Raw genomic sequence first — 26,003 nt, forward strand, 5'->3', positions numbered from 1 at the left:
AACGTCCTGGACAGTCGGCCTCGAACGTCCTGCCTCGGCAACGTACTTCTCTTGCTGCCGCAAACGTGCCTGGCACAAGCGGCGCTGAATATTGCGGCTACGCCGGCCGGTGCTGGCGGATGCGGGCCATGAGCAGGGCCACGTCGTCGGGTTCGTCGGGGCGGCGCAGCGCGTACAGCAGGTGGTCGCAGGTCTCCTCCAAGGGGCGCGGCGGTCCCGCGAGGAGCCGCAGAAGTGCATCCAGCTGCGCATCAAGGTGGTGACTGTAGGACCCGACCAGGCCGTCGGTGTACAGCAGCTGTCCGTCTCCGGGCCCAACCCCTAGCTGGGCGGCCGTGGAGGGGACGCTGCCCCGTTCAGGTAGACAGCAGGAGCCCGATGTCGTCGACGATGATCAGGTCCAAGCGGATGATCTTCGCGTGGTCCCGGGCGATGGGGTCGTCCGCGCGGTGGCGCCGGACCGGCGCCCCGAGGTCGACGGACAGGAGATCACCGTAGCGTCGTTCTGGGACTCTCTCTCGGCCAGGACCGGGAGGCCCGCCGTCGTCAGGTCTTGTAGCCGGCTGACGTGATCGGGCGGCCTCCCACGCCCTCACGGGCCTGACTGTGCATCATCGGTGACTGCGAGCGAATGGAAGCAATCACCTCCACGAGTTGTTCGCGCAGCACACAGGCGCCGTGTGCGCCTTTCGTCGTATCGGTCACCGACAACGGCGGAATCTTCGGACCCGGACGACTCATACCGAACCAACGGCAAATCTCCGACTCAGGACACTAGTGTGATGCGCCGGAAATCACAACCTTAAGTCTCTCGCTGGTTCTCGGTGGCTGGCGGAGTGACCTTGGTGAGGTAGTCGGCGAGGGAGTTGAGGATCTCGTCGGCGGTCTTGGTCCAGGTGAAGGGCCTGGGGTTCTCGTTCCATGAGTCGATCCAGGCCCTGATGTCTTGCTCCAGTGCCTTCACGGAGGTGTGCACGCCGCGGCGGATGAGCTTGTCCGTCAGCAGGCCGAACCACCGCTCGACCTGGTTCATCCACGAGGAGCCGGTGGGGGTGAAGTGGACGTGGAAGCGGGGGTGTTTTCCGAGCCACGTCTTGATCTCGGCGGTGTTGTGGGTGGCGTAATTGTCACAGACCAGGTGGACGTCGAGGCTGGCGGGCACGGCCTTGTCGATCGTGACAAGGAACTTCTTGAACTCGATGGCCCGGTGACGGCGGTGCAGCTCCGATATGACGCTGCCATCGGCGATGTTGAAGGCAGCGAACAGACTGGTGATGCCGTGGCGGTAGTAATCGTGGGTGCGCCGCTCGGGCATGCCCGGCATCATCGGCAGCACCGGCTGAGACCGGTCCAGCGCCTGGATTTGGCTCTTCTCGTCCACGCACAGCACTACCGCTTTCTCGGGCGGATGGTGATACAGGCCGACGACGTCGACGACCTTCGCGATGAACTGCGGGTCGGTGGAGAGCTTGAACGCGTCCTGGAGATGAGGCTTGAGGTCGAACCTCTTCCAGATCCGCCCGATGGTGGACTTCGACAGCCCAGAGTGCTTCGCCATCGAGGCCCGCGACCAGTGCGTGTCCTTGCCCGGGGTGGACTCCAACGTCGCCGTGAGCACATCCTCGACCTGGTCCAGCAGAATCGAGGGCGGCCTGCCGGGACGCGGCTCATCGCTCAGCCCGTCCAGCCTCAAGCGGATGAACCTCGACCGCCAGCGGTTAACCGTTCCGTGCGACACACCGAGTTCGGCGGCGACCTCCTTGTTCGACCCGCCTTCCGCGCACCGCAGCACGATCCTCGCCCGCAGCGCCAGGAACTGCGCGGTCTTGGCCCGCCGCGCCCAGCGCGTCAGCTCTGCCCGCTCGGCCTCGGAAAGCACCAGCTCCGGCTTGCGCCGGCCCGGCCGCGGCTCGTCCACCAGGCCAGCCATCCGCCGGGCTACGAATCGCGAGCGCCACTTGCGCACTGTCTCCGTGGATACCCCGAAGTCCGCTGCTACACCGGTATTTGAGACACCTTCCGCACAGGCCAGAATGATCCGGGCCCGCTCCGCCACACGGGCCGACACCGCGCCACCCGCCCAACGTGCCAACTCCGCACGCTCCTCGGCAGACAGCACGACTTCGACTGCACGAGGACCCCGAGACGCCATGAAATTAGCCTACAGACTTAGAGCCACCATTTCAGGCGCATCACACTAGGCGCGTGCGGTCAGCTCAGCCGGGCATCGGCGTACACGGTCATCGCATTGCGCTGGTAGACGGCCAGACCGTCGGCGATCTTGTCGAAGTTGGCCCGCATCTGCGGGTCGTCGACATAGGTCTGGCCCACTCCCTTGTACGCGGCCGCGGTCGGGGTCCAGAACCGGCAGATGCCCTGGTAGTTGACGTCCACCTCAGCCTGTACCGCGGGGTCGGAGACCGGCGTGCCGGCCACCATGAACTCCGCCATACGGATCATCTGCGCCGTCACCTCACGCTGCCAGCGCTCCGTGTCCTCGGCGGTCATCGCCTCGACGGCCTGCCGGGACTGCTCCCACGCCTGCGGCCACCGCTCCCGTACCTCGACCTCGGCCTCGGAGGGGGGCTGGAACCCCTCGAACAGGTTCTCCGGCCTGTTGATCTTCGTCATGTGCCCCTTGTCCTTACTGTCTTCCAGTTCGGCGATGGTGCGGCCGACCGTACGGGCCAGCGTCTCCAGCCGGTCCCGTTCCGCGAGCAGCCGTTGGTGGTGCTCGCGGAGCACGGCCACCTGGCCGAGCTGGCTGTCCAGGACCGCCTGGATCTCGCGCAGCCCCAGGTCCAGCTCCCGCATCAGCAGGATCTGCTGCAACCGCAGCAGATCGGCCTCCTCGTAGTAGCGGTGCCCGTTGCTCCCAATCCATGCGGGCGGCAGCAAGCCGATCTCGTCGTAATGCCGCAGCGTCCGCGATGTCACCTTGGACATCCGCGCTACCTCCGCGATCGACCAGGCCATTGCCGGTGCCTCCCTCGCCGGGCCGGACTCTCCGGCCACACACATGACCGTAGAAGTTGCCGCAACGGAAAGCGCAAGCCCGAGGCCCCCGGCGGTGGATCGAGGAGCGGGGTGAGGGTCCGTCGGTGCGGCAGCCCGCCAAAACGATCGGGATGCGCAGCACGGCGTCGGTCACCTATCACTTGGCCAACCTGGAACGGTCCGGCGCGCTGATACGCGACGGCCGGGGCTGGAACACCTGCCGCCTGGGCGGCTAGGACCGGCGTGCTTGTCGTCGAGCTGGCGCTTCGATGGCTGGATGGGCGGGTCAGGTTTCGTTGCGGGGTGGCGGTGTTCTGGCTCGGAGGGCTGGGTCGTTGCGTAGTTGTAGGAAGGTGACGAGCAGGGTGAGTGCCTGCAGCAGGGCGCATGCTCCGATGAGGCTGTTCAGGTACGGCGGCGGGGTGAGGGCGAGCAGGATGCCTGCGAGGGGGAAGGGCAGCAGCAGGAGCAGGATGGTCAGGGAGAGGGTCGTGCCGAAGGCCGCGGGTGGGATGACCTGCGAGCGGAGGGTGCGCAGGACGAGGGTGAGTCCTCCGTCGGCGGCCATGAAGAGGGCTATGAGGGTCACGTAGCCGGTGTAGGAGGGGGCCTGGGGCACGGCGAGGCAGGCGGCGGCCGCGATGGTTGCGCTGATGACGCCGACCCCCCACAGGCCGAGCCGGTCAAGGCCGGCGCGGCAGCAGGCGACCGCGACCAAGGTGGCGGCCGCGGCGATGGACCAGAGCGCGCCGGCGGCGGCCGGGGAGTGGCCGAAGCGGTCCTCCACGAGGATGGGGCTGGCCGATTGCAGCAGCCCGAGCGTGAGGTTGGAGCAGGCCAGTCCGGCCACCAGTCGGCGCAGGGACGGCAGGGAGCGCAGGGTCTGCCATCCGTCCCGCAGGCCGCCGACCGGCGCTGGTCCGCCACGGCGGGCGGCGCGCAGGGGAGTGGGCGGGGTCTGCAGGGCGAGTGCGCCGGAGGCGAAGGACAGCACGCTCAAGCACACGAGCATGCGCGTCGGGCCGGTGAGCATCAGGACGCCGCCCAGCGCGGGGCCGATGAGGGTGGCCGTCTGGTCGATGCCGATCAGCGCCGACTGCACTTTGTGGGACTGTCCTTGGGTTTGCCGGCTCACGACGGCGCCGACCGCCTCGTTGGCGATGAAGCTGAACTGTGTCAGCGCCCCGGTCACAGCGGCCAGTGCCATGACGGTGACGGTCTCGGCCGTGCCCGGCGGCACCAGGTGAAGCGCCACACCGGCGCCCGCCACCAGCAGGGCGCGGGCGAGCGAGGCGATGAAGCAGACGATCGCCGCGCCGCTGCGGTCCACCAGGGTGCCGGCGATACCGAACGCGGCCACCCGGGGTATCCATTCCAGTGCGAAGGCCAGGCCCGTCAGGGACGCCGAGCCGGTGGTTGCCAGCACGACGAGCGGCATGGCATAGGTCGCCATGGAGTAGGCGAGCGCGTCGCACGCGCGGGGGGTGTAGACGCGCCGGAACAGGCTGCCTGTGGGGAGGGCAGCATGCCGGCCGGCCGGCTGGACCTCATGGGAGGAGACGGTCACGAAGTGGGGGTCTTTCGTTGAGCGGGGGAGGGGAGGGCCAAGGTGTTGCCGGCCGCTCACGAGGAGGGGAGCACCACATTCGCCGAAGCCATGGGGATGGCATAACGCTGCACGTGAACTCCGCTCGAAACACTGCGAGGTGAACAGGGGGCGGGTCCGCCACGGGGATGAACGGGCCCGCCCCTGTCTTGGTGCCGCCCGCGTATCTCCCCCGGGACTGCAGGCGGCGTGACCCGCTCAGGGGTCACTGTGTTCAGCGCGTTCCAGGTCCTGCGTGTCACAGGCGGCGGCCTGACCTTACAAGATCACCTGGTGCTCGCGGGTGATCGGCTGGATGTGTGACGTCAGGGACTCTCGGTGCGCTGTAAGCGTGGGACCTACCTCCCGCGCATGCCTGCTCCCCCCAGTGCGGGCTCCTGCACCGCAGGGGCAGGCGGATGCCGCAGACCGCATCACCCCACCCCGGGCCGCCCGAGCGAAACAGAGAGACCGAAGTACGATTCCCGTTCGATTGACCGTACGGCTCTGGAAGGACGGGCCTTGAGTGCCCAACTGAGAGACACCGCAGCGCAGTTGGCGGACATGCTCTGGCGTCAGCACACCGTGTACCGGGACCGGGCCGGGGGTGTGGTCATCCGGGGAGAGCACGTGCAGCGCTGGATCAGTCTCGCCCCCTCGGGTCGCAAGGACGAAATCCTGCTCCGTGCGGGCCGTATCCTCGACGGCGGCACCACCGCTCCGGCGCGTTCGGAGACTGTCGTCCCGCTCGGCGCCGGCACCGGCGAACTCGCCACGGCCTGCCGCCGCCTGCTCGCCGAGACCGCCGCCGACGCCGCACCGCCCGCCCCGGCGGCTCCCGGCCGCGCCAAGCGGTCCGAGAAGCCGAAACGGCCCGGGCGGAAAGGAAGACGGATGAGCCTCGCCTCCTGGACGATCCTGGCCTGCGTGGTCGGCGTCGTCGCCCTGTACGCCTACAGCACTGCGACGACAGGCACGCGCTGAGGAAAGCCCGCAGACCCTGGGGAGTCCTGGCGGTCGCCCTCCGGGGCCGACCGAGGATCGCAACCACACCGCCGCTGAGGCGTGCGAGAGGTCGTCTCGTCTGGCGGTCGTCCTCCGGGGCGACCGAGGATCGCAACGTTGCCCTTGCCGATAACCCCGTCTGCGCAGTCATGCGGCATGCTCGTACTCGTGGAGAACGCCGCCGAGGCGATCGGATCGTCGTATGCCGAGGCGGGCTGTCTCGTCCGGATCGGCGATCGGCGTCGGCACAGGGTTCAGCGGGCGGGCGTTCGCGATGCCCTGGTGGGGCCGACGGGAGTTGTAGAACTTCTCAAACTCGCGCAGGGCATGTGCCGCTGGTTCCAGACGGGCGACCGGCGCGTCCTGACCGATCGCCTGGACACACCCCGGGCCCCGGGGAATCGACCATGACACGGCGCGGTAGGCGGCGACGTTGTTCTTGCCGCCTACCGCCGCGAGGAACCGTTGCCAGGCAGTCGACTCCAGCGCCTTACCCCGGCTTGCTCATTTCGAATGCCTCAGCGCGTGGAGCGGCTTCCGCGTCGCACGTGTCACACGGCGAGCTGGCGGGCCAGGCGCCTCAGCCCTTGGCAGGCGGCTGCCCGCACCGCGCGGGGACGCTTGCCCAGGACGCGCGCGGCAGCGGGACCGTCGAGGCCGACGACCACGCGCAGCAGGACCACCTCGGCCTGGTCGCGGGGCAGACCGCGTATCAGTGTGAGGACATGGTCGGTCGAAAGCGACGCCAGCACCCGGTCGCACGTGCTGTGGGAACTAGGGATCTCGGCCATTTCCGGTTCGAGGGCGGTGGCGGTGGCGGAGGAGCGGCTGCGGCTGCGACGCAAGTGGTCCAGAGCCCGGCGGCGGGCGATGGCTGCGCTCCAGCCACGGAAGCCGGCCCCGTTACCCTGGAATCGGTCCAGATCCCGGGCTATCTCGTGCCAGGCCTCCGATGCCACCTCTTCGGCACCCTGGCCGACCAGGCCGTGCAGGTAGCCGAGCAATCCTGGCTGCACGATCCGGTACACGACCATGAAGGCTGTTTCGTCGCCGTCCTGTGCCCGTGCGACGGCAGCACCTAACCTCTTGTCGGACTCGACGTGACCGGCTTGATCTTCCTGGCCCAAGACCTGTCCTTCAATAGCGTCCGGCGAGCGACGGATGGTGGACCTGCTGCGCTGCCGACCACGCTTTACCCGCCGTGATCATTAGCGGCTGGTCGCACAGATCTGTCACAGCAACCGCTCCCGCGAAGGTGAACAGCCCTGGCTCGATGTCGCACTGCGTGACGATTGGCCGGGTCTGTGCGGCTACGGCACCGAGGCTGTACGAGCCGACAGCTCCCGTCAGGCGTTCAGGGCGCCGCTGAGGGTGGAGTAGCAGCCGATCACGGTGTCCAGGCCGACGAGTCGGAAGGTGCGCCCAGCGCCACAGCCCACCACGACCATCGGCTGCGGCAGCCCGCTCCCGCAGCACCACGCGGCCCAAACCCGCACCCGGCACGGATCCGCCCGCCGAACGAAATGAGAGAGCCCTCGACCGGGCCCTGATGGCCCCACTCCCCGCCGAGGACGGAGCAGGTAGGCGGGACGCTGTCACGGCGCCAGCTGTCTTCGATCACCACTGATAATGCTGCGGTGAGAGACGGCACAGACCCGAAGGAGCGCCGCGAGTGAGGGCTGACGACACACCGAAGACGGAGCCGCGGACGCTACTTGGCCGCGCCTGTCTGGTGCTGGTGATGCTGTTCATGGGGGTGTTGTTCAGCGCCATGGGGGTGGGCGGAACAGTGCATTCCGCCGATGGACTGAAGTACTCCACGCGCACTTCCGGCACCCCGGGACTACAGCAGCTCAGCGTGTTGCTGGACTGTCGTCGGCCGTCAGCTGGCTGGCGGTGTTCTCGATCGAGATCCTGGAGCGCCACTTCCCGCCGAAGGGCACTGTCACATTGGCGAATGGCGTGGGAGGATCTTCGAGTTGATCACGGTGGGGGGATCCCCCGTGGGGAGCGCGTCGCCGTCGTACAGGGGGCACCGGTACCCGGTCGAGGTCATCTCCCACTGCGTGTGGCTGTACTTCCGCTTCCCGCTCAGCTTCCGCGAGGTCGAGGAGTTGATGCTCCAGCGCGGCGTCATCGTCTCCTACGAGACCATCCGCCGCTGGTCCGCCAAGTTCGGCCAGGCCTACGCGAACGGACTGCATCGCAGCCGGCCCCGGCCCGGGGACATGAAGTTCCCCCATGATCGTGGACAGCGGATGGTTACGCTGCGGGGGCAAGGTCTTGTGCTGTCAGGGCCCTGGTTTCGACCGGGGTGACGTATCCGTAGACCGGGTGCTTGCGCAGGCGGGTGCGGTTGTACTCGACCCGATGAAGCGAAAGACGTCGGCGCGAGCCGCCTCGTGGGATTCCCAGATCGTGGTGCCGATCTCCGCTTTCAACAGTCCGAAAAAGCTCTCAGCTGCGGCGTTATCGTAACATGAGCCTGTTCTGCCCATGCTCTGCCGAAGGCCCAACTCCCCTATGAGGGCGCGGTATTCGCGTGAGGAGTATTCCGAGCCGCGATCCGAGTGCGCGATGCAGCCGTCCTTCAGCCCGCCTCGGCCGACGGCCATCCTCAGCGCGTCGACGACGAGTCCGGCCCGATGGTGGTCGGCCATCGCATAGCCGACGACCTCGCGGGTGGCCAGGTCGATCACCGTGGCGAGATACCACCAGCCGGCCAGCGTGGGCAGGTAGGTGATGTCGGAGACCAGTTTCGTGCCGGGCTCGGTGGCGGTGAAGTTGCGTCCGACGAGGTCTGGTGACGGGGCCGCCTTCCGGTCCGGCCGGGTCAGGCTGCGGCGCCGGCGGCGGGTGATCCCGCGGATGTCGTGCTCACGCATTATCCGCTCGACCCGCTTGTGGTTGACCTGGTGCCCGTTCCTGCGCAGCGCGGCTGTGATCCTCGGGGCGCCGTAGGCCCGCCGCGACACGTCGTGGATGTGCCGGATCTCGTCGACCAGCTCGTCCTCCTGGCGGGCTCGTTCCTCGGCTGCCGGGCGGGCGGCGAGGTAGGCGTAATAGCCCGAGCGAGATACGCCCAGCACTCTGCACATCAGGGCGACACTGTGACCACCGGGGTTCTTCTCGGTGGCCTTCTCCGCGTCGATGAACGCGTAGCGCACGGCTACTTCGTCGACTCCCTCGCGAAGAAGGCCGCGGCTTTTTTCAGGACCTCAATCGTCTGCTGCTGTTCCCGGTTCTCCCGCCGCAGACGACGCAGTTCTTCCTTCTCATCGCTGGTCAGAGCACCCGCGGCCCCCTGGCCCCGATCTGCCCTGTCCTGGTTCACCCAGTTCCGCAGGCCCTCCGGGCTCACCCCGATCTCACGGGCGACCTCGGTGACCGTCTTCCCCGACGAATGGACCAGCGCGACCGCGTCCCGCTTGAACTCGGCCGTGTACCGCTTGCTCGTGTTGCTCTTCTTGCTCACTACCTGGAACTGCTTCCTCCGGGACCGACCGTCCCAGTATCAGGCTGTCCAGCCCCAGGGGGGAACTTCAACAAGTGGCACTTGGACGAGGTCTTCGTGAAGATCAACGGGGAGCGGAAGTACCTGTGGCGGGCCGTCGACGCCGACGGCAACGTGCTCGACATCCTCCTGCAGAGCCGCCGGGACAAGGCCGCCGCCAGACGCTTCTTCCGCCGCCTGATGCAGAAGACCCGGGCGGTGCCCAGGGTGATCGTCACCGACAAGCTCCGTTCCTACGGCGCCGCCCACCACGAGGTCATGCCCTCGGTCGAGCACCGCTCACACAAGGGCCTCAACAACCGGGCCGAGAACAGCCACCAGCCCACCCGCCAGCGCGAACGCGCGATGAAGGGCTTCCGCTCCGTCGGTGCAGCCCAGCGGTTCCTGTCCGCGTTCAGCGGCATCTCACCCCACTTCCGGCCCCGCCGCCACCTGATGACAGCCCCCGACCACCGAGCCGAGATGACTGTCCGTTTCGCCATCTGGGACCAGATCACCGGCGCTGCCGACCGGTCCACCACGGCCTGACCCAGGCCCGAAGCGCAAGCCCGCCACGCCCCGACGGCGCCATCAGACACTCACACACCCAACAACGTGACAGCGCCGTGATGGACACCGGCTACGACGTTACCCGCCTCGCCTACGTCCTGGCCGATCTGCCCGTCGAGCTGGTCGGTCGGCTGCGCTCGGACCGGGTCATGCTCCGGGATGCCGGCCCGCGCCGCTCCACCTCCCGCGGCGGGCAGCCCCGCAAGCACGGCGGGGCGTCCCGGGCCCGGACCAGCTCGGCCACCGGGTTCGAAGAACCTCCGCCCAGCCACCCGTCATGACGTGGGCAGAGTGCTCGCCACCGGTGAGGCGTTCAGGCGTCCCGCCCACCACAAGGTCGGCACAAGACCGCGTCGAACTGGATAAACGACAAGCTCAGGAAAACGGGGTCGGGTAGCCCGAGGGGATCTCACCCTCGGGCTACCCGACCCATCAATCAGGGGGCGGCCCCACCTGGCCTTCACAACCAACTATCAACACCCCAGGCCAGCGACCACCCAGTTCACCAACCAGCACCCCCTGAGGCGTCAACAGCCCCCGCCACCGGAGTGCGTGAAGAGTTGGTGACGGCGCGGTGGACACCTGTCCGCCTGTAATACCCAGCGATGACTGCCCGTTGACGTCCCACCTGCGCGTCGCTACGTTCAGCCGAGCCCTTCAGAAAGCGCTTACCAACAACCCTAGGGTGGCAGGATGGTAGTTCGCAGAACGAAGTTCAGGTGGATCCTACTGACCACCGTGGCTCTCCTCGCGGGTGCTGCTGATGGACGAGCCTTTCGGGGCGCTGGACGCTCTGACACGGGAGCAGATGAACGTCGAGCTGCGCAACATTTGGCAGGCCACAGGCACCACCGTGCTGCTGGTGACGCACTCCATTCCGGAGTCGGTGTACCTGTCCGACCGCGTTGTGGTGATGCCCCCCGGCCGGGCCGGGTTGAGGAGATCATTCCGGTTGATCTCCCCCTGGGCCGGGACTACGCCTCCACCTTGGCCAGCCCACAGTTCGCGGCGGCCACCACCCGGATCCGCGAGCTACTCGGCGCCTCGCACGCCGCCGAGTAGTCCGCGAGCCCGGAGAAACACCCTGGCCGCCGAGCCGACAGGGCTGAGGCCCCGGCCACGTCTCTCGACGGGGCGCACCCGCCGCCCCAGTGGCTCTCTCGGCAACCACGGGCCCGCCACACGCCACACCGTGGGCGGCCGGTCGACGCGGCAGGCCGTGAGCCAAACCGATGTCGCACCGCGCGCCGGCAGGCGTGATGCCTGCCGGGGCGCGCCCGCTTTGTCACTGTGAACGCACGTTTCCAGGGAGCATACGTGAACCGACGTCAGGCCCTCAAAGCCGCCATGGGAGCGGCGCTGGCCGCACCGATCGCCCTCAACTCGCCGGACCAGGCCTACGCTGCCGCCCCGGCTGCTCCCGCCGAGCAGCCGAGCCGCACCAGCCGGCGGTACAACTCCAGCACCTACCCGGTCAGCATGAGCCTGTACTGCTTCAACCAGAACATCAACTCCTGGATCAAGGGCCGCAGTGGAAAGTCCGCACCCCCGATCACCACGGCCGACGCCATCACCTGGGCGAAGAACGCCGGCTGCGACCAGGTGGACATCACCGCGTACTTCATCCCGGGCTACGACACGCACACCATGCCCACCCGGCCCATCAGTGAGATCGTCTCGTTCGCGGCGGGGCTGCGCGACCACTGCGACAACCTCGGCATCGGAGTCAGCGGCACCGGTGTGTTCAACGACTTCGCCGACCCCGACGCCTCCCGGCGGGAGCTCGACGTCCAGCGCACGAAGTTCTGGACGGACATCGCCGCGGTACTCGGCGCTCCCGGGATCCGCGTCTTCTCCGGCGTGGTGCCGGAGGACATCGGCACGGCGGGAGGCTGGGAGGGGGTCACCCAGTCGCGGATCGTCCCGGCTCTGCGGGAGGTCACCGCCTATGCCGCCGGCAAGGGCGTTGAAGTGACCCTCCAGAACCACGGGGACATGACGGCGACGGCCGACCAGACACTGCAGATACTGGACTGGGTGGGCGACACGAATCTGTCCATCATGGACGACACCGGTTACTTCCGCCCCTTCGAAGCACCGACCGGCGCGGACTACGACTGGTACCGGGACATCATGAAGGCGGTACCGCGCTCGACGAGCATCCAGCTGAAGCGCAAGCCCGCCGGCGCAGACAGCGACGAGCCGATGATGGAGTACCAGCGCCTGTTCACCGGTCTGCGGCTGTCGGACTACCGCGGTTACATGCCGTGTGAACTCCTGTGGGACAAGGACGCACCGGACAACCCGAAGAACCAGCCCACCCCGCCCTTCGAGCAGATCGCCTCGTTCCTGGCCGAAGTGAAGGCCGGGCTGGCCATCTCGCAGGCGAACCCCTTCGACGCACTCGAGACGGCGATCACTCGGGCGGGCCACTCGGGCGGATTCACCAACGATTCCTGGCACAACCTCGCCGACATGGCCGGACAGGCCGGCCGGGAGTTCAACCAGAACCAGCCGTCCGCCATGAAGGCCCACCTGGCGAACCTCAAGCGCGGTCTGGCGTCAGACCACGGCATCAAACCCGATACGGCCCAGCAGCTGCGGACTCAGCTCAACGCTGTGCTGCTGCCCGTGGCCGACGTCTTCGGCTGACGGATCCGGCCACCGCAGCCGCGGTACCGTGCTGCTCTCGGAGCCGCTCAGCGACCGGCTCCGGCTTCGTGCGCTGAGCAGCCGCCCCAACCGAGCCGCCCTCGGCGATCGATCTTCGGCGAGGGCGGTTCAGGCACCAAACCTGGTCAGCGGGCGGCCGCGTGCCGCTGGAGCTGGGCGGCCACCCGACCGACCCAGCCAATCTCTGGCCCGAGCCCTACTACGGCTCGCCCACCACGCACACCAAGGACGAGGTGGAGACGAAGCTGAAGAACGCCGTCTTCGCCGGCAAGATCACGCTCGCATCGGCGCGCAACGCAATCAGGACCAACTGGCTTGCGCGGCGGGCGACGGTGCGTCGGATGTGTTGCCAGGTGAAGTCGGTGAACGGGGCGTTGACCAGGGTGTGGTGGATCCACGGCACCGCCTCCCAGCCATATCCGCGCGGCTGGTCGGGCTTCGGCAGGCGTACCCAGACCTGGCAGGGAGCGTGGGGGTTGTAGTGGATCTCCCACAGGCCGTCCGCCGTCGGCGAGCGCTCGCCGCGGTAGGCGTCGCTACTGGTCCACTTTTCAGCCGTCGCCGACACTTGTTGTACAAGGTGACCCGCAGCTTGCTTTCCCTGCCAGCGTTGCTGTTCCGCGGGACTGGCAGGAACCGCCTGGCCGTCTGGTTGAAGAACCGCAAGGTCCGCAACTACAGGATCGTCGCGGCCACCGCTGCCGAAGCTGCCGAGGCCCAGCACACCGCCGTTCCCGGAGAGAAGCTGGCCGCAGCCGTCGTGGCCAGGCTGGCGAGGGAGGTAATGGCCCTCGATGAGGAGATCGCCGAGACCGACGCCCTGATCGAGGGCCGGTTTCGCGACCACCCGCACGCCGAGGTCATCCTGAGCATGCCCGGCATCGGCCCCGTCCTAGCCGCCGAGTTCATAGCCCATACCGGCGGCGACATGAGCGTCTTCGGCACCGCCGATCGCCTCGCCGGTGTCGCCGGCCTGGCGCCCGTTCCGAAGGACTCAGGCCGGATCAGCGGCAATATGCGCCAACTTCGTCGCTACTGCCGCCGCCTGATGCGGGTCTTCTACATGTCCGCCCAGGTCGCGGCCCGATGCTGCCCAGTCTCAAAGGCGTTCTACGAACGCAAGAGGGCCGAGAAGAAGACTCATAAGCAGGCCGTCATCGCCCTCGCGCGCCGCCGCCTGAACGTCCTATGGGCACTCCTACGCGACGGTCGTCCCTTCGAGGGCAGCCCGCCACCTCGTGCTGCCAGCCTTGGCTGAGGTGGCTACAGTCAGTCACGAGCCAGGCGTTGACAACCACATTGGGAATCAGTAGCTAGCCCAAGCGCGCGGTGGATTCGCGCTCGTGCAGCGTCGCAGAGACGATCCTTGGCGGCACCGGTCCCAGGTCGTCGGCCAGACGCTCGAGCAGGAGCTCCACGGCGAGTCGGCCGGTGGCCTCGGGGGCGAGTTCGAGGGCGGTGATGCCGGGAGCCGCGAACCGGGTGTGCTCGCTGTCCGAGCCTGCGGCGATGAGCAGACGACGGGGGATGTCCCAGCCGAGGTTGATCGCCGTGCGTGCGATGCTGGCGGCGTGGCGGCCGGTGTTGGCGAAGATGGCGTCCGGGGGAGTCGGGCGGGAGAGCAGCAACCCGCCGACCTCGGTTCCGCCTGCCTCGCCGCGTTCTTCCGGGACCCGTTCCAGGATCGGCTCCTGGCCGCGTTCCCGGGTCCATGACAGGTAGGTTTCGATCGTGTCGTGGTTCCAGGCGTTGTCGTCCGTACCCGCGACAAAGGCGATCCGGCGAGCGCCGCGTTCGAAGAGCAGATCGAGCATCCGCCGGGTCTCGGCGCGGTCATCGGTCCCGGTCCACCAGATGTGTTCGGGCCGGGCGGGGTCACGGCCGGTGGAGACCACGGGCAGGCCCCGGTCGAGCAGTTCGGCCAGGACAGGGTCGCCGACGAACGGGTCGACGACGATGCCGCCGTCCAGGTTCATGGCGGCCGGTACGGATCTGCGCGTGAGGTCGGGTACGAGCATGAGTCCGAAGCCGCGGTCGAGTGCCGCGGTCGCGGCGGCTCCCGCCAGCCGGACGAAGTAGTCCACGCCCTGCAGGGTGTAACCGATGGCGTCCAGGGGACGGATGGCCAGCGCGACCACCCCGGTGCGGCCGCCGCGTAGGCTCTGGGCGATGGGGTTGGCCCGATACCGCAGCTCGGCGGCCGTGCGCAGGATGCGCTCACGCGTTGCCGCCGCAGCCGAGCCCTTTCCGTTGAGCACATGCGAGACGGTGGTCGCCGACACGCCGGCAGCCCGCGCTACATCGCGGATCGTCACTCTCTCGGACGGACTCATCACGCTCTAAAACGTACCACCAAAACGATTGACCAAAACGATTTACTACGCGACTCTCTACCCATCTGAGGTTGCCCATCCCCGGTGGCAGCGATCTTCGCGCAGACCTGTCAAGACACCGTTGCCGCATGCCCGGGGACAGACCAGAAGGGCTGGAAGTGCGCAAGAGAGCGTTTGTCGCCGTCGCGATCGCGAGCGTGATCTCGCTGGCCGGATGCGGGAAACCGGCACAGTCACCGAGCGCTGACCGGAGCGCCGCCACGGGGACACTCGTCGACACCCCCGCCCCCAAGGGTGACGTGGACCGAGTGACGTGGAACGTGCCCTACGGCGAGCCCACCTCGCTGGACCCGCTCAAGTCCTACAACTACCCGGAGAACGAGGTCCTCTCGAACCTCTGCGAGAGCCTGATGCGGGTCAACCCCGACTTCTCCGTCACGCCGGGGCTGGCCGAGTCGGCGGACCATCCCACGCCCACCACCTGGGTGTACAACCTTCGCAAGGGCGTGAAGTTCTGGGACGGCAAGGAGATGACGGCGGATGACGTCGTCTTCAGCCTGAAGCGCCACCTGGACCCCGCCGAGGGCTCCTACTGGGCCGGCGACATGCTCACCGGCAACATCGCGAGCGTCAAGAAGACCGGCGCCTACCAGGTCACCGTCACCCTCAAGAAGCCGGACGTCGTCATCAACGACTACATGGCGACACCGCTCGGCGCGGTCACCGAGGCCGCGTTCACCCGGCAGGCCGGGGCCAAGTTCGGCACCCCGGACAAGGGCGTCATGTGTACGGGCCCCTTCGCACTCAAGAAGTGGGACAAGGGCTCCCAGGTCACGCTGGTGCGCAACGACGCCTACTGGGACGAGTCGCGCAAGGCGAAGGCCAAGGAGTTCGACTTCCGCTTCATCGTGGACCCGGCCACCCTCACCAACGCGCTGAAGACCGGTGAGATCGACGGCTCGTACGACGTTCCGACCGATGCCGTCGACCAGCTGTCCAATGCCACCAACGGCACCCTGTACCTGGGCAAGTCCATGCAGATGGTGGCCATCATCGGCACCGGCGACGGCCCCTTCTCCGATCCGCGGGTGCGTACCGCCCTGCTGATGGCCACCGACCGGGAGGCCATCAGCAAGACCGTCTTCGCCGGCACCGCCGCGCCGCTGCGGTCCGTGGTGCCGCCGGGCAGCTACTCCTATGCGTCCAAGGTTTACGAGGATGCATACGACAAGCTGCTGCCCACCACGGTGGACATCGAGGGTGCCAAGAAGCTGGTCCAGGAGGCCGGCAAGCCCAGCGGGCCGATCACCATCGCATACCCCAGCGAGCGGACCGTCTACGAGGACATCCTCGCCGAGGTGCAGAGCGCAGGTAAGAAGATCGGCCTGGACATCCAGCCCAAGGGTGTGCCGAGCGCGCGGTACGGCGCCTTCTTCTCCGACGCCGAGGCTCGCAAGGGCTACTCGGGCTTCATGACGACGAACTACTTCGACGTTCCCGAGCCGCTGGCCTTCCTGCGGAACCACATCGACCCCGGGTCCGCCGAGAACTACGACAAGTTCTCCGCCCCCGAGATCACCGCGCTGCTGGACCAGGCCTCCGCGGAGAACGACGACACCAAGCGGGCAGAGTTCACCGCCCAGATCGAGACCAAGTACATGGCCAAGACCCCGTGGCTGCCCATAGTCGCTCCGTCGACCCGGCTGTTCATGAACAGCAAGATCACCGGGGCACCCGCCTCCTTCGTCTACCTGTACTACCCGTGGGCCGCAGCCGTGGGCTCGGCCAAGTGAGCGCCTAGCAGGTAGCGCCCACCGACCCAGGCGCCCACGGCGCACGTCCTCATCCGCATTCCGGCAGGGGAGCGCGGCGGCTTGCCCGACCGCGCTCCCCCGCAGACCTCTCCAGCAGGAACAGCCCATGCTCGGATTTCTCTTCCGGCGCTTGCTCGCGCTGGCCGCGACCCTGATCGTTGCCAGCTTCCTCATCTTCGGTGCGCTGTACCTCGCACCGGGCAGGCCGGAGACCTTCCTCACCCAGGGCCGCTCGATCAGCCCCGAGACGCTCGCCTCGATCCGCGCCCAATACCACCTCGACGACCCGTTCCCGATCCGCTACTGGGACTGGATCACCGGAGTGGTCCGCGGCGATCTCGGCCAGTCCCTGGTGTTCCGTCAGGACGTGGCGAGCCTGCTCGCCCCGCGTGTCGGCTCCACGCTGCTGCTCACGCTGTACGCCGCCGTGCTCCTCGTCGTCTTCGGCGTGCTGGTCGGCGTGGTGTCCGGGCTGCGCGGTGGCCTGCTCGACACGGTGGCGCTGGTCGTCACCAGCATGGGCTTCGCCGTTCCCACGTTCTTCGCCGCACTGCTGCTGATGAACCTGTTCTCCGTGCAGCTCGGCTGGTTCCCCGTGTTCGGGTCCGGTGAGGGCCTGGCGGACCGGCTCTGGCATCTCACCCTGCCGGCGATCGCGCTCGCCATACCCTCGGGCGCGGTGGTCGCACGGATCACCCGGACCTCGATCATGGAGGAGAAGGACTCCGAACACGTCGCCACCGCGATCGGACGCGGACTTCCGCGCTCCCTGGTGGTCCGGCGGCATGTGCTGCGCAATGCACTGCTTCCGGTGACCACGATCGTGGGAGTCAACATCGCGGCCCTGATAGCCGGCGCGACCGTGGTCGAGAAGGCGTTCGCCCTCGACGGTCTCGGCTCTGCTCTGGTCGATGCCGTCAACCAGAAGGACTTCGCCGTCGTCCAGGCCATCGCGCTCGCCCTGGTGGTTGCATTCGGCCTCGTCAACCTGGCCGTCGATGTGCTCTACGCATGGCTGGACCCACGGTTCAAGCTCGGAGGGAAGCGCTCATGAGCGACAGCGTCAACGCCTCGGGCACGGCTACCGCAGGCACTCCAGGAAAGGCCGCCCGCTCCGGAGGCCCCACCGGCCGCCGGAACATGATCGGGCGCTTCGTCACCCACGTCGGAATCACCGGCACCGTCGCCGCCGCCTTCATCGTCCTGATGGCCGCCATCGCGATCCTCGCCCCCTGGATCGCTCCCTACGACCCGCTGCAGGTCGACCTCGCCGCCACCTACCAGTCCTCCAGCGCGGAGCATCTGCTCGGCACCGACAACTCCGGTCGTGATCTGCTCTCCCGGCTGATCTGGGGCGCCCGGACCAGCCTTCTGGGCCCCTTCATCGTCGTCACCGTCACCGCGGCGCTGGGCACCCTGCTGGCACTCACCGCGGCATGGTTCGGCGGCCGCGTCGACGACCTGATATCCCGTCTGCTCGACCTGCTGTTCGCCTTCCCCAGCCTGCTGCTGGCCATCATCGTGATCGCGCTGTACGACCGCGGGCTGCTCCAGGCGTCCCTGGCGCTCGCGGTGGGCTTCACCCCGTACACCGCACGGGTGCTGCGCAGCGTGTCACTGCGCGAACGCATGCTGCCCTACATCGCGTCCGGAGAGATCCAAGGCTTCTCCGGGTTCGTCATCTGCGTGCGGCAGATCCTGCCCAACATCACCCCCCAGATCCTCACCGGTGCCACCATCAACTTCGGATCCGCAATGATCGAACTTGCCGCGATCTCCTTCCTCGGTCTCGGCGTCCAGCCGCCCACGGCCGACTGGGGCCTGATGGTCTCCAGCGGCCAGGCCTCCCTGGTGAAGGGCTTCCCCCAGCAGTCTCTGTACGCGGGCCTGATGATCGTCATCACGGTCGCGGCGTTCAGCGTGCTGGGCGAACGCCTCGGCGGCCGCAAGGCAGGAGGCCGCGCATGAGCCCGCTGCTGCGCCTGGACGGCCTCCATGTGACATTGAACGTCGACGGCGAGCGACGCCCCGTGCTGCACGACGTCTCGCTCGACGTCGGCGCGGGCGAGGCCGTCGGCCTGGTCGGCGAGTCCGGTTCCGGCAAGTCGATGACGGTGCGCTCCGTTCTCCGGGTGCTCCCCGGCGGGGCCGAGACCTCGGGACGGATCGACTTCGACGGCGCCGACGTCCTCTCCATGTCGGCCAAGGACCTGTGCCGGTTCCGGTCCCACGAGGTCGCGGTGATCCACCAGGACCCGCGCGCCGCCATCAACCCCGTGTCGACCGTCGGGGACTTCCTGGTCGAGGCACTGGTCGCCAACCACGGCGAGGGCGTTCGGCAAGCGCGCGCCCTCGTCCAGCGCATCCTGTCCGATGTCGGCATCCCCGACGCCTCACGCCGGATGCGCCAATACCCACACGAACTCTCCGGCGGCCTGCTCCAACGGGTCGTGATCGCGGCCGCGATCGCCGTCCGCCCCCGGATGATCCTCGCGGACGAGCCCACCACGGCGCTGGACGTCACCACCCAGTCCGAGGTGATGGGCATCCTGGACGAGATGCGCCGGGAACACGGCCTGGCCATGCTGTTCATCACCCACGACCTGGAGCTGGCCGGCGCGGTGTGCGACCGGATCGCGGTCATGTACGCGGGCTCGATCGTCGAGGAGAGCCGGCCGCAGGCGCTCGAGGACCGGCCCAGACACCCCTACAGCCGGCTCCTGCTGGACTCCCGGCCGCGCATCGACCGGGTCGCCGACCGCCTGGAGGTGATCCCGGGACGACCGATCTCGGCCTTCGAAGTCGGTTCCGGCTGCGCCCTGGCGCCCCGCTGCCCCTACGCCGAGCCCCAGTGCACGGCCACTGCCCCGGCCCTGCGGCCGATCGGTTCGGGCCAGGTCCGGTGCCACCGCAGCGAAGAGCTCGAGTCCGTTCTCCGACGTTCCGGCACGGAGGTGCGCGATGTCTGACCACACCCCTGTCGTGGAAGTGACCGAGCTTCGCAAGGTGTTCCGCGTCCGCCGCCCAGACGGACGGGGCACCACCGAGTTCACCGCCGTGGACGGCGTCGGCTTCCAGGTCCGGCCCGGCGGCGCGCTCGCGATCGTGGGGGAGTCCGGCTCCGGCAAGTCCACGGTCGCCCGGATGGTGGTCGGCCTGGAGACCCCGACCTCCGGCAGCATCACCGTCCTCGGCCGCCCCCGCAAACCGGGACGTGCCGGGACGGCCGAACGGCGCCGCCGCGGGCGCGAGATCCAGATGGTGTTCCAGGACCCCTACGGATCCCTCAACCGGCGCAGGTCGGTCCGCGACGCCCTGGGCGAAGTGATCGACCTGCACTTCAAACCGTCCCGCAACGAACACGAGGAGCGGATCGCCCGGCTGCTGGCCGACGTCGGCCTCGACGAACGGCAGTCCCGCGCGCTTCCCTCCGCGCTGTCGGGCGGGCAGCGGCAGCGGGTCGCCATCGCCCGAGCGCTCGCCGCCGAACCCAAGGTGCTGGTGCTGGACGAAGCGGTGGCCGCGCTGGATGTGTCGATCCAGGCACAGATCCTCAACCTGCTCGCCGACATCCGCGAACGCACCGGCCTCACCTACCTGTTCATCAGCCACGATCTGTCCGTCGTACGGCAGATCAGCGAGGAAGCGATCGTCATGCGCAAGGGACGGATCGTGGAATCCGGCCCCACCGCCCGCATCCTCGACGACCCGCAGCATCCGTACACCCGCATGCTGCGCCGATCCGTGCCCGGCCCCGGTTGGAAGCCGCGGCGAATGAGCCAGGACGAGCGCCAGGCGCTCGCCATGGAGGAGACATCGTGACCACCCCTACGGTTTTCCGGTCGGCCCAGGCAGCCCCCGGCGATCGCGGGCAGCAGCTGGGCAAGACCTTCCCGGACCGCATCGGGCAGGCCAGTGCCTTCTACGACCAGCTCTTCGCCGCCGCAGGCGCCACGCCGCAGGACGTCACCGACTGGAGCCTGCGGGCCTTCGAGCACATCAGCGCCTGGGCCCCGGAACTGGCCGAGGAGATGGACGGCATCGCGCGCGGCGCCGGCCTGCCCGTGTGGCGGATCGCCGCGCTCAACGCCCGAACGGAGATCCTCGGCCGGTTCGGCCGGACACAGCACCCGGAGTGCTCGACGGTCGTGTACGCCCCGGCCGACGGCCGTCCGCCCGTCACCACCCAGACCTGGGACTGGCACGACGGCATGCGGGACGGTTGGTTCGTCTGGACCATCGAACACCCCGACGGCCGGGTCGTGCACACGGTGACCGAGTTCGGCATCGTCGGCAAGATCGGAGTCAACAAGGCGGGCCTGGGCCTGCACTTCAACATCCTCGGCCACACCTCGGACAAGTCGACCGAGGCAGCGGGCACGTGGATACCGGTGCACGCCCTGGCCCGACGCATCCTCGACACCTGCGCAAGCGTCCCCGAAGCCGTCGAACTGGCCACCGGCACACCGGTGACGGCATCCAGCTCCCTGACGCTGGCCGACCACGCGGAAGACCGGACCACCGCGGCAGCGATCGAACTCAGCCCGGCCGGATCGGTACTGCTGCGTCCGCGCGAGGACGGCTTCCTACTGCGCACCAACCACTTCGTCGACCAGGCACTCGCCGGTGGCGAGGTGATGGGAGTCGAGGACCCCAGCACCTACCGGCGGATGAACGTCCTGCAGGAGCGCACCGCGGCGATCAGCGCGCCGGACCGGGAGACCCTGGTCAAGGCCCTCACCTGCCACGCGGACGAGGGCGCGGAGCTCTGCTGCCACACCCAGCCGGACGAGGTGATCGGCAAGCGCTGGGAGACGCTCGCCACCGTGTCCCTGGACGTCGCAGGGGGAGGGCTCGCCGCCCATGCGGGCGGACCTTGCACCTTCCACCCCGCATCCTGGGCTGAAGTCTTCTGACCCTGCCCTTGCCGAAAACCTCATCCGTCCTGGTGGGGTCAGTATGTGGGGTGCGCGGGATCTTGACGCCGGTCGCTCGAGTCGGTGCTCTGGCGCGGCTGGCGACGGCTGCGGCAACATGATCGGTCGTGCTGATGCGACTGGCCTACCTGGGCGTGACGAATGCGTTCGCCCTGCTGCGCATGCTGCCGATGAGCGACCGAGACAAAGAGGTGGAGATCCTGGCGCTGCGCCATCAGATCACGGTGCTGGAACGGCAACTGGGCGGGAACAGGCCGCGGTTCGACGCGAGCGATCGGACGTTCCTGGCGGCGTTGCTGCACCAGCTCCCGCGGGACGTCCTGCGCAGGGTGCGGCTGCTGGTGCGCCCGGATACGGTGCTGCGATGGCACCGCGACCTGATCGCGTGCCGCCACGCGGCCCGTTCTCGGCCGAAGCGTCCGGGCCGGCCACGGACCGTGCACTCGATCAGAGCCCTGGTACTGCGCCTGGCGCGCGAAAATCCCAGCTGGGGCTACAGGAGAGTGCACGGTGAGCTGCTCGTGCTGGGCGTGAAGGTGGCCGCCTCCACGGTATGGGAGATCCTGAAGGAGGCTGGGATCGACCCGGCGCCCGAACGGAGCTCCAGTACCTGGGCCGACTTCCTGCGCTCCCAGGCCGACGCCCTGCTGGCCTGTGACTTCTTCGAAACGGTCACCCTGTCCGGAGTGCGGCTGTACGTGTTCGCCGTCATCGAGCACGCCAACCGCCGGGTCCGCATCCTGGGCGCCACTGCTCACCCGTCCGCGGCCTGGGTGGTCCAGGCCGCGAAGAACCTCGTCATGGACCTGGAGGACGCGAGCTGCCGAGCCCGCTTCATGATCCGGGACAGAGACCGCAAGTTCCCCGAGCTATTCGACGCCATCTTGAAGGACGCGGGGATCGAGGCGGTGCTCAGCGGCGTTCAGATGCCAAGGATGAACTCCATCATGGAGAGGTGGGTGCAAACGTGCCGACGGGAACTGCTGGACCGGACCTTGATCTGGAACCAGCGCCATCCCCTGTACGTCCTGCGCGAGTTCGAGTCCTTCTGCAACGAGCACAGGCCGCACCAGGGCATCGCGAACGCCCGACCGCTACACCCCTTGCCCACGGCGATCAACGATCCAACGCAGATCGCCCGCCTCGACACACGCAGGCGCGAACGCCTGGGCGGCATCCTCCACGAGTACGAACACGCCGCGTGACCTGCACGGACGAGGTTTCCGGCAAGCGCAAGGGGCCGGATGCGGGGCTTGCGTCCGCATCCCGATCAAGCGTCCGGGGCTGATCAGAAGGATTCGTCTGCCCGTGTGCGCCAGTGAGCGAGGTTGTCCTGGGTGCTCTTGGTTTGCGTGTGTTTCGCGCCGAGGACGCGGATCTCGTCGGCGAGCAATCGCGTGTGCTCAGCGACGGCACGAGGGACGTCTCCTGCCTGTCCGTAGAAACCTGCGAGGTTGTGGCGCACAGTCAGCGTGGCCGGATGGCCTTCCCCGGCCACGCGCCGCATGTCGGTCAGGAGCGCTTCGAGCTCCTCGACGGCACGGGCGGGGTCGCCGGCAATGCCCCGCCAGACGGCGATCTGGTTGCGTGCCACAAGGGCCGCCGGGTGATCGGGGCCGAGCGTGGTGTGCAGCTCCGCCACGAGATCCTCCAGCACGCACACCGCACCAGGCAGGTCTTCCGCGTCCGCCAGGGCGGCGGCGCGGGAGTGGGCGGTGGTGACCAGGCAGTGCACGGGATCCGGTGCACCGGTCCCGGCGGGGGAGCTTTCGCGGCTGTCGCCAACCGCAGTTGCGGCGTTCCCCCGCTGCTCGCCCAAGGTCGTCAGATTGCGCGCGGTCGTGAGCACATCGGGGTGGTCCGGGCCGAGGACACGTTGTCGGTCGGCGAGAACCTGCTCCAGTTCGCGGGCGGCGACATCGGTCTGCCCTGCGTTGATCCGCAGACAAGCCAGGTCGTGGCGGACACTGAGCATCTCGGGATGGTCGGGACTCAACGCCAGCCGCATGGCCAGCACCAGGGCTTCCAGCACCCGCACCGCTCCGTCCGGGTCACCCGCAGCGTTGCGCCATACGGCGAGCCTGTGCCGGGTGTGGAAGGTCGCCGGATGTCCGGGTGACAGGACGCTCTCCTCATCGGACAGGAGCGCCTCTAGGACCTCGATCGCTGCTTCGGGGTCTCCTGCCAGGCCGAGCCAGTTGGCGAAATTGCCGCGAACGGTCATGGTGTCCAGATGCCGCAGCCCAAAGAGCCGCCGCATGTCCTCGACCAGCGCGCGAAAGGCTGTCGCCGCTTCACCCGCCGAGCCCGCCTGCCCTCGCCAGCCGGCGAGATTGTGCCGCGTGGCCAAGGACGCCGGATGATCCCGGCCCAGCGTCCGCTCACGGAGCACCAGTACCTCCTCGAGCTCGGTGATCGCGGCTTGCAGGTTTCCCGCCTCGGCGCGCAGCGTGGCCACGTCGTGACGAGCCTCGAGAGTCATGAAGTGCTCGGGCCCCAGCACGCGTTGCATGTCGGCCTCCACCTGGACGAGTTCGGCGACTGCCTCGGCAGGGCGCCCTGCGGCCCCGCGCCAGTCGGCCAGGTTGTGGCGGGCGGAGAGGGCGCTGGGATGGTCCGGGCCCCGAAGCCGCTCACAGTCGGCCACGAGTCGCTCCAACAGTGACACCGCGCCGGCAGGGTCGCCCGCCCGTCCCCGCCAGGTCGCCAGATTGTGCCGGGTGTTGAGGGCGTCGGGATGGTCGGGGCCCAGCACACGCTCCCGATCGGCCAGAACCTGCGCGAACGCTTCCGCTGCCCCGGCGGCGTCCCCGGCCTCTCCTCGCCAGGCGGCCAAATTGTGGCGGGCGTTGAGGACGAGGGGATGGTCGAGGCCCAGTACTAATTCATGCAGGGGCACGAGGGATTCGAATGCTTGGGCGGCCCCGGCAGCGTCTCCGGCCTCTCCTCGCCAGCCAGCGATGTTCGTGCGCAGAGTCAGGGTGTTGGGATGGCGGGGCCCTTGGAGCAGCTCTTGATCGGGGAGCAGCTCCGCGAGGGCCGCCGCAGCCCCGGCCGCGTCGCCTGCCTGCCCACGCCAATGCGCCGCATTCGCTCGCAGGCCGAGGGTCTCGGGACGCCGTTCCCCCAGGAAGTGGTGGGCATCGACGGATACAGCCGCGAAGTACTTGGCCGCGGCAGCCGATGCTCCGGACTCCCCGAGGCTGGCGCCGTACGTGTTCAGGATGGGGTGCATCCTGGGCCGCCACAGTGCTTCCAGGCCGTGGAGCCGAAGCGGCGGTACGTTCGCGCGCAACCGCTGACACAGACTCTGATCGCGCTTGGTCTCCTGCCACGAGCTCTCCAGCGCGTCGGCCGCTGCCCGCACGGCTTGGGAGAGGTCAGGGGTGGATTCGCGCACGGACCGCTGCACAAGCTGGTGGATCCGTACCTGACCAGGCCGCCCCCGAGCCGTGTCACCCGCGCTGTGGTCAAGCAGGTTGAGCCGGTTCAGAACGCGCAGCGCCTCCCACACCTCCCGCGCATCCGGCGCTCGCTTCCCGGGGGTGGAACGCCGCGCATCCAGGTACTGAAACGCCGCCTCCGTGACGAACAGGCCGTCGGGGATGTCGGCGCCGTTCAGCACCCCGGCGAGTTCCAGCACTGGCCGCGCCAGCCCCGCCGGACGCAGTTTCTGGGCTCGCCGTACGGAGATCTCCCAGACCGCCGGTACTTGATCGCGCTGCCCGTCGGGCAGCGCGTCCTCCTGTGGCAGTGCCTCGTCCAAGGAGCGGGCCTGATCGGCCAGCAGCTCGAGGTAGGCCGACACGTCTAGGTCGACGTCCACCAGATAGGCGGCCGCCTGGGCCACGGCGATCGGCAGATGGCCCATCTCGTGGGCCAGCTCGGCCAGTTGGGCGTCTGCGTCGTGCCGGTGACCGCGTTCGGTACGGCCGAGGGCCCGTCGCAGATACGCCAGCGACTGCTCTTCGGTGAACACACTTATGTGGATGACCTTGCGGGAGTCCGTGGTCCACGCGGCGTCGCGAGATCGGGTGGTGACCAGGATTCGCCCGGTCGACGTGCGCGGTGGCCACAGGCCGTTGAGGTCGCGAGGTGCCGTGACATCGTCCAGGACGATCAGCCAGCTGCGCTCGGTGGTGCTGAGCCAGGTCAGGAACTGCTGGGCTGCCAACTCCTTGTCCTTGTCGACCTCGCGATCAGTCAGGATCATGCGGGCGGCCCGGGCATAGAGGTCGATGATCGACTGTTGCTCGCCGGCCGCTACCCAGACCACCAGGTCCACTGGGGAATCGGCGTCCCACACGGAGGTGGCGAGGTCGATAGCCAGTTGGGTCTTCCCGACCCCGCCCATCCCGGACAAGACCTGCTCGCCGCCGGTCAGGACGGCCGTGCCGCCGCCGCCCTCGAGTGCCCAGCGCAGCACGTCCTCTTCGGAGCGGTGCTGGTAGAAACCGGCTCGCGGGGGCAGGGCGCCGATACGCAGGGGCCACTCGACGGGAGGCCGTGGAGCCTGATGGTAGTGCTGGTGGTGCTCCACCGAGCTGCCGCGAGCCCAGGCGTTGTACTTGATGTCTCCGCCCGCTCCGATCCCTC

21 protein-coding genes and 5 pseudogenes are annotated in these 26,003 nt (G+C 68.4%); 15 read left to right on the forward strand and 11 right to left on the reverse strand.

The window, feature by feature from the left end:
• Positions 1-97: 97 nt before the first annotated feature.
• The 4 genes and pseudogenes from TNCT6_RS39060 to TNCT6_RS39075 all read right to left on the reverse strand — a co-directional run.
• Positions 98-325: pseudogene (locus tag TNCT6_RS39060) on the reverse strand (SpoIIE family protein phosphatase); the annotation flags it as partial.
• Positions 326-546: 221 nt separating this feature from the next.
• The gene (locus TNCT6_RS40395) at positions 547-711 is read right to left on the reverse strand and encodes a hypothetical protein (protein ID WP_172633327.1); all 165 of its coding nucleotides are present in this window, start codon (positions 709-711) and stop codon (positions 547-549) included.
• 91 nt (positions 712-802) lie between these two features.
• The gene (locus TNCT6_RS39070; protein ID WP_141364319.1) at positions 803-2,152 is read right to left on the reverse strand and encodes an IS630 family transposase; all 1,350 of its coding nucleotides are present in this window, start codon (positions 2,150-2,152) and stop codon (positions 803-805) included.
• A gap of 59 nt (positions 2,153-2,211) precedes the next feature.
• A complete protein-coding gene (locus tag TNCT6_RS39075) occupies positions 2,212-2,976 on the reverse strand; it encodes a MerR family transcriptional regulator (RefSeq protein WP_141367853.1) in 765 nt (254 codons plus the stop codon).
• 56 nt (positions 2,977-3,032) lie between these two features.
• On the opposite strand from TNCT6_RS39075, the gene TNCT6_RS39080 reads away from it, so the two are divergent.
• A complete protein-coding gene (locus TNCT6_RS39080; protein WP_141367854.1) occupies positions 3,033-3,233 on the forward strand; it encodes a hypothetical protein in 201 nt (66 codons plus the stop codon).
• A gap of 50 nt (positions 3,234-3,283) precedes the next feature.
• Here the strand turns inward: TNCT6_RS39080 and TNCT6_RS39085 are convergent, their stop codons facing one another.
• Positions 3,284-4,564 carry an MFS transporter gene (locus TNCT6_RS39085; RefSeq protein ID WP_141367855.1) on the reverse strand — a complete coding sequence of 427 codons (1,281 nt, stop codon included), beginning with the start codon at positions 4,562-4,564 and terminating at the stop codon, positions 3,284-3,286.
• A 582-nt stretch (positions 4,565-5,146) separates the two neighbouring features.
• On the opposite strand from TNCT6_RS39085, the gene TNCT6_RS39090 reads away from it, so the two are divergent.
• Positions 5,147-5,566, forward strand: a complete 420-nt coding sequence (locus TNCT6_RS39090) for a hypothetical protein (RefSeq protein ID WP_141367962.1) — start codon at positions 5,147-5,149, stop codon at positions 5,564-5,566.
• A gap of 572 nt (positions 5,567-6,138) precedes the next feature.
• Here TNCT6_RS39090 and TNCT6_RS39100 read toward each other — a convergent pair.
• On the reverse strand, positions 6,139-6,714 hold the full coding sequence (locus tag TNCT6_RS39100; protein WP_253266557.1) for an RNA polymerase sigma factor: 576 nt from the start codon (positions 6,712-6,714) through the stop codon (positions 6,139-6,141).
• 876 nt (positions 6,715-7,590) lie between these two features.
• Here TNCT6_RS39100 and TNCT6_RS39105 point away from each other — a divergent pair.
• Positions 7,591-7,818 (forward strand): annotated as a pseudogene (locus TNCT6_RS39105) (IS6 family transposase); the annotation flags it as partial.
• 60 nt (positions 7,819-7,878) lie between these two features.
• Here the strand turns inward: TNCT6_RS39105 and TNCT6_RS39110 are convergent.
• Together TNCT6_RS39110 and TNCT6_RS39115 are read right to left on the reverse strand one after the other, a co-directional pair.
• Positions 7,879-8,754, reverse strand: coding sequence for an IS3 family transposase (locus tag TNCT6_RS39110; RefSeq protein WP_141367856.1), 876 nt, complete (start codon positions 8,752-8,754; stop codon positions 7,879-7,881).
• 2 nt (positions 8,755-8,756) lie between these two features.
• On the reverse strand, positions 8,757-9,062 hold the full coding sequence (locus TNCT6_RS39115) for a transposase (RefSeq protein ID WP_141367857.1): 306 nt from the start codon (positions 9,060-9,062) through the stop codon (positions 8,757-8,759).
• 69 nt (positions 9,063-9,131) lie between these two features.
• On the opposite strand from TNCT6_RS39115, the pseudogene TNCT6_RS39120 reads away from it, so the two are divergent.
• The 4 genes and pseudogenes from TNCT6_RS39120 to TNCT6_RS39140 all read left to right on the forward strand — a co-directional run.
• Positions 9,132-9,629 (forward strand): annotated as a pseudogene (locus TNCT6_RS39120) (IS6 family transposase); the annotation flags it as partial.
• Positions 9,630-9,706: 77 nt separating this feature from the next.
• A pseudogene (locus TNCT6_RS41850) lies at positions 9,707-9,865 on the forward strand (transposase); the annotation flags it as partial.
• Positions 9,866-10,404: 539 nt separating this feature from the next.
• Positions 10,405-10,712 (forward strand): annotated as a pseudogene (locus TNCT6_RS41580) (ABC transporter ATP-binding protein); the annotation flags it as partial.
• A 255-nt stretch (positions 10,713-10,967) separates the two neighbouring features.
• A complete protein-coding gene (locus TNCT6_RS39140; RefSeq protein ID WP_216372887.1) occupies positions 10,968-12,302 on the forward strand; it encodes a sugar phosphate isomerase/epimerase in 1,335 nt (444 codons plus the stop codon).
• Between the two features lie 220 nt (positions 12,303-12,522).
• On the opposite strand, the gene TNCT6_RS40600 is transcribed toward TNCT6_RS39140, so the two are convergent.
• Complete coding sequence (locus TNCT6_RS40600; protein WP_216372888.1) at positions 12,523-12,891, reverse strand: hypothetical protein; 369 nt, start codon at positions 12,889-12,891, stop codon at positions 12,523-12,525.
• 12 nt (positions 12,892-12,903) lie between these two features.
• Here TNCT6_RS40600 and TNCT6_RS39150 point away from each other — a divergent pair, with 12 nt between their 5' ends.
• Complete coding sequence (locus tag TNCT6_RS39150; protein WP_141367859.1) at positions 12,904-13,581, forward strand: transposase; 678 nt, start codon at positions 12,904-12,906, stop codon at positions 13,579-13,581.
• Between the two features lie 55 nt (positions 13,582-13,636).
• Here the strand turns inward: TNCT6_RS39150 and TNCT6_RS39155 are convergent, their stop codons facing one another.
• Positions 13,637-14,656 (reverse strand): LacI family DNA-binding transcriptional regulator, encoded by a 1,020-nt coding sequence (locus TNCT6_RS39155; protein ID WP_141367860.1) that lies wholly within the window; start codon positions 14,654-14,656, stop codon positions 13,637-13,639.
• Between the two features lie 299 nt (positions 14,657-14,955).
• Here TNCT6_RS39155 and TNCT6_RS39160 point away from each other — a divergent pair, with 299 nt between their 5' ends.
• The 7 genes from TNCT6_RS39160 to TNCT6_RS39190 all read left to right on the forward strand — a co-directional run bounded on the left by TNCT6_RS39160 (position 14,956) and on the right by TNCT6_RS39190 (position 22,612).
• Positions 14,956-16,449 carry an ABC transporter substrate-binding protein gene (locus TNCT6_RS39160; protein ID WP_216372889.1) on the forward strand — a complete coding sequence of 498 codons (1,494 nt, stop codon included), beginning with the start codon at positions 14,956-14,958 and terminating at the stop codon, positions 16,447-16,449.
• 127 nt (positions 16,450-16,576) lie between these two features.
• Positions 16,577-17,524 (forward strand): ABC transporter permease, encoded by a 948-nt coding sequence (locus tag TNCT6_RS39165; protein ID WP_141367862.1) that lies wholly within the window; start codon positions 16,577-16,579, stop codon positions 17,522-17,524.
• Complete coding sequence (locus TNCT6_RS39170; protein WP_141367863.1) at positions 17,521-18,438, forward strand: ABC transporter permease; 918 nt, start codon at positions 17,521-17,523, stop codon at positions 18,436-18,438. The genes TNCT6_RS39165 and TNCT6_RS39170 overlap by 4 nt, the downstream gene beginning before the upstream one ends.
• Complete coding sequence (locus tag TNCT6_RS39175; protein WP_141367864.1) at positions 18,435-19,439, forward strand: ABC transporter ATP-binding protein; 1,005 nt, start codon at positions 18,435-18,437, stop codon at positions 19,437-19,439. The genes TNCT6_RS39170 and TNCT6_RS39175 overlap by 4 nt, the downstream gene beginning before the upstream one ends.
• Positions 19,432-20,292 (forward strand): ABC transporter ATP-binding protein, encoded by an 861-nt coding sequence (locus TNCT6_RS39180; protein WP_141367865.1) that lies wholly within the window; start codon positions 19,432-19,434, stop codon positions 20,290-20,292. The genes TNCT6_RS39175 and TNCT6_RS39180 overlap by 8 nt, the downstream gene beginning before the upstream one ends.
• Positions 20,289-21,386, forward strand: coding sequence for a C45 family peptidase (locus TNCT6_RS39185; RefSeq protein ID WP_141367866.1), 1,098 nt, complete (start codon positions 20,289-20,291; stop codon positions 21,384-21,386). The genes TNCT6_RS39180 and TNCT6_RS39185 overlap by 4 nt, the downstream gene beginning before the upstream one ends.
• Positions 21,387-21,514: 128 nt before the next feature.
• Positions 21,515-22,612, forward strand: coding sequence for a helix-turn-helix domain-containing protein (locus TNCT6_RS39190; protein WP_141367867.1), 1,098 nt, complete (start codon positions 21,515-21,517; stop codon positions 22,610-22,612).
• An 83-nt stretch (positions 22,613-22,695) separates the two neighbouring features.
• On the opposite strand, the gene TNCT6_RS39195 is transcribed toward TNCT6_RS39190, so the two are convergent.
• Positions 22,696-25,833, reverse strand: coding sequence for a tetratricopeptide repeat protein (locus tag TNCT6_RS39195; RefSeq protein ID WP_172633329.1), 3,138 nt, complete (start codon positions 25,831-25,833; stop codon positions 22,696-22,698).
• Positions 25,834-26,003: the final 170 nt, after the last annotated feature.

Source organism: Streptomyces sp. 6-11-2 (assembly GCF_006540305.1).
GTDB lineage: Bacteria > Actinomycetota > Actinomycetes > Streptomycetales > Streptomycetaceae > Streptomyces.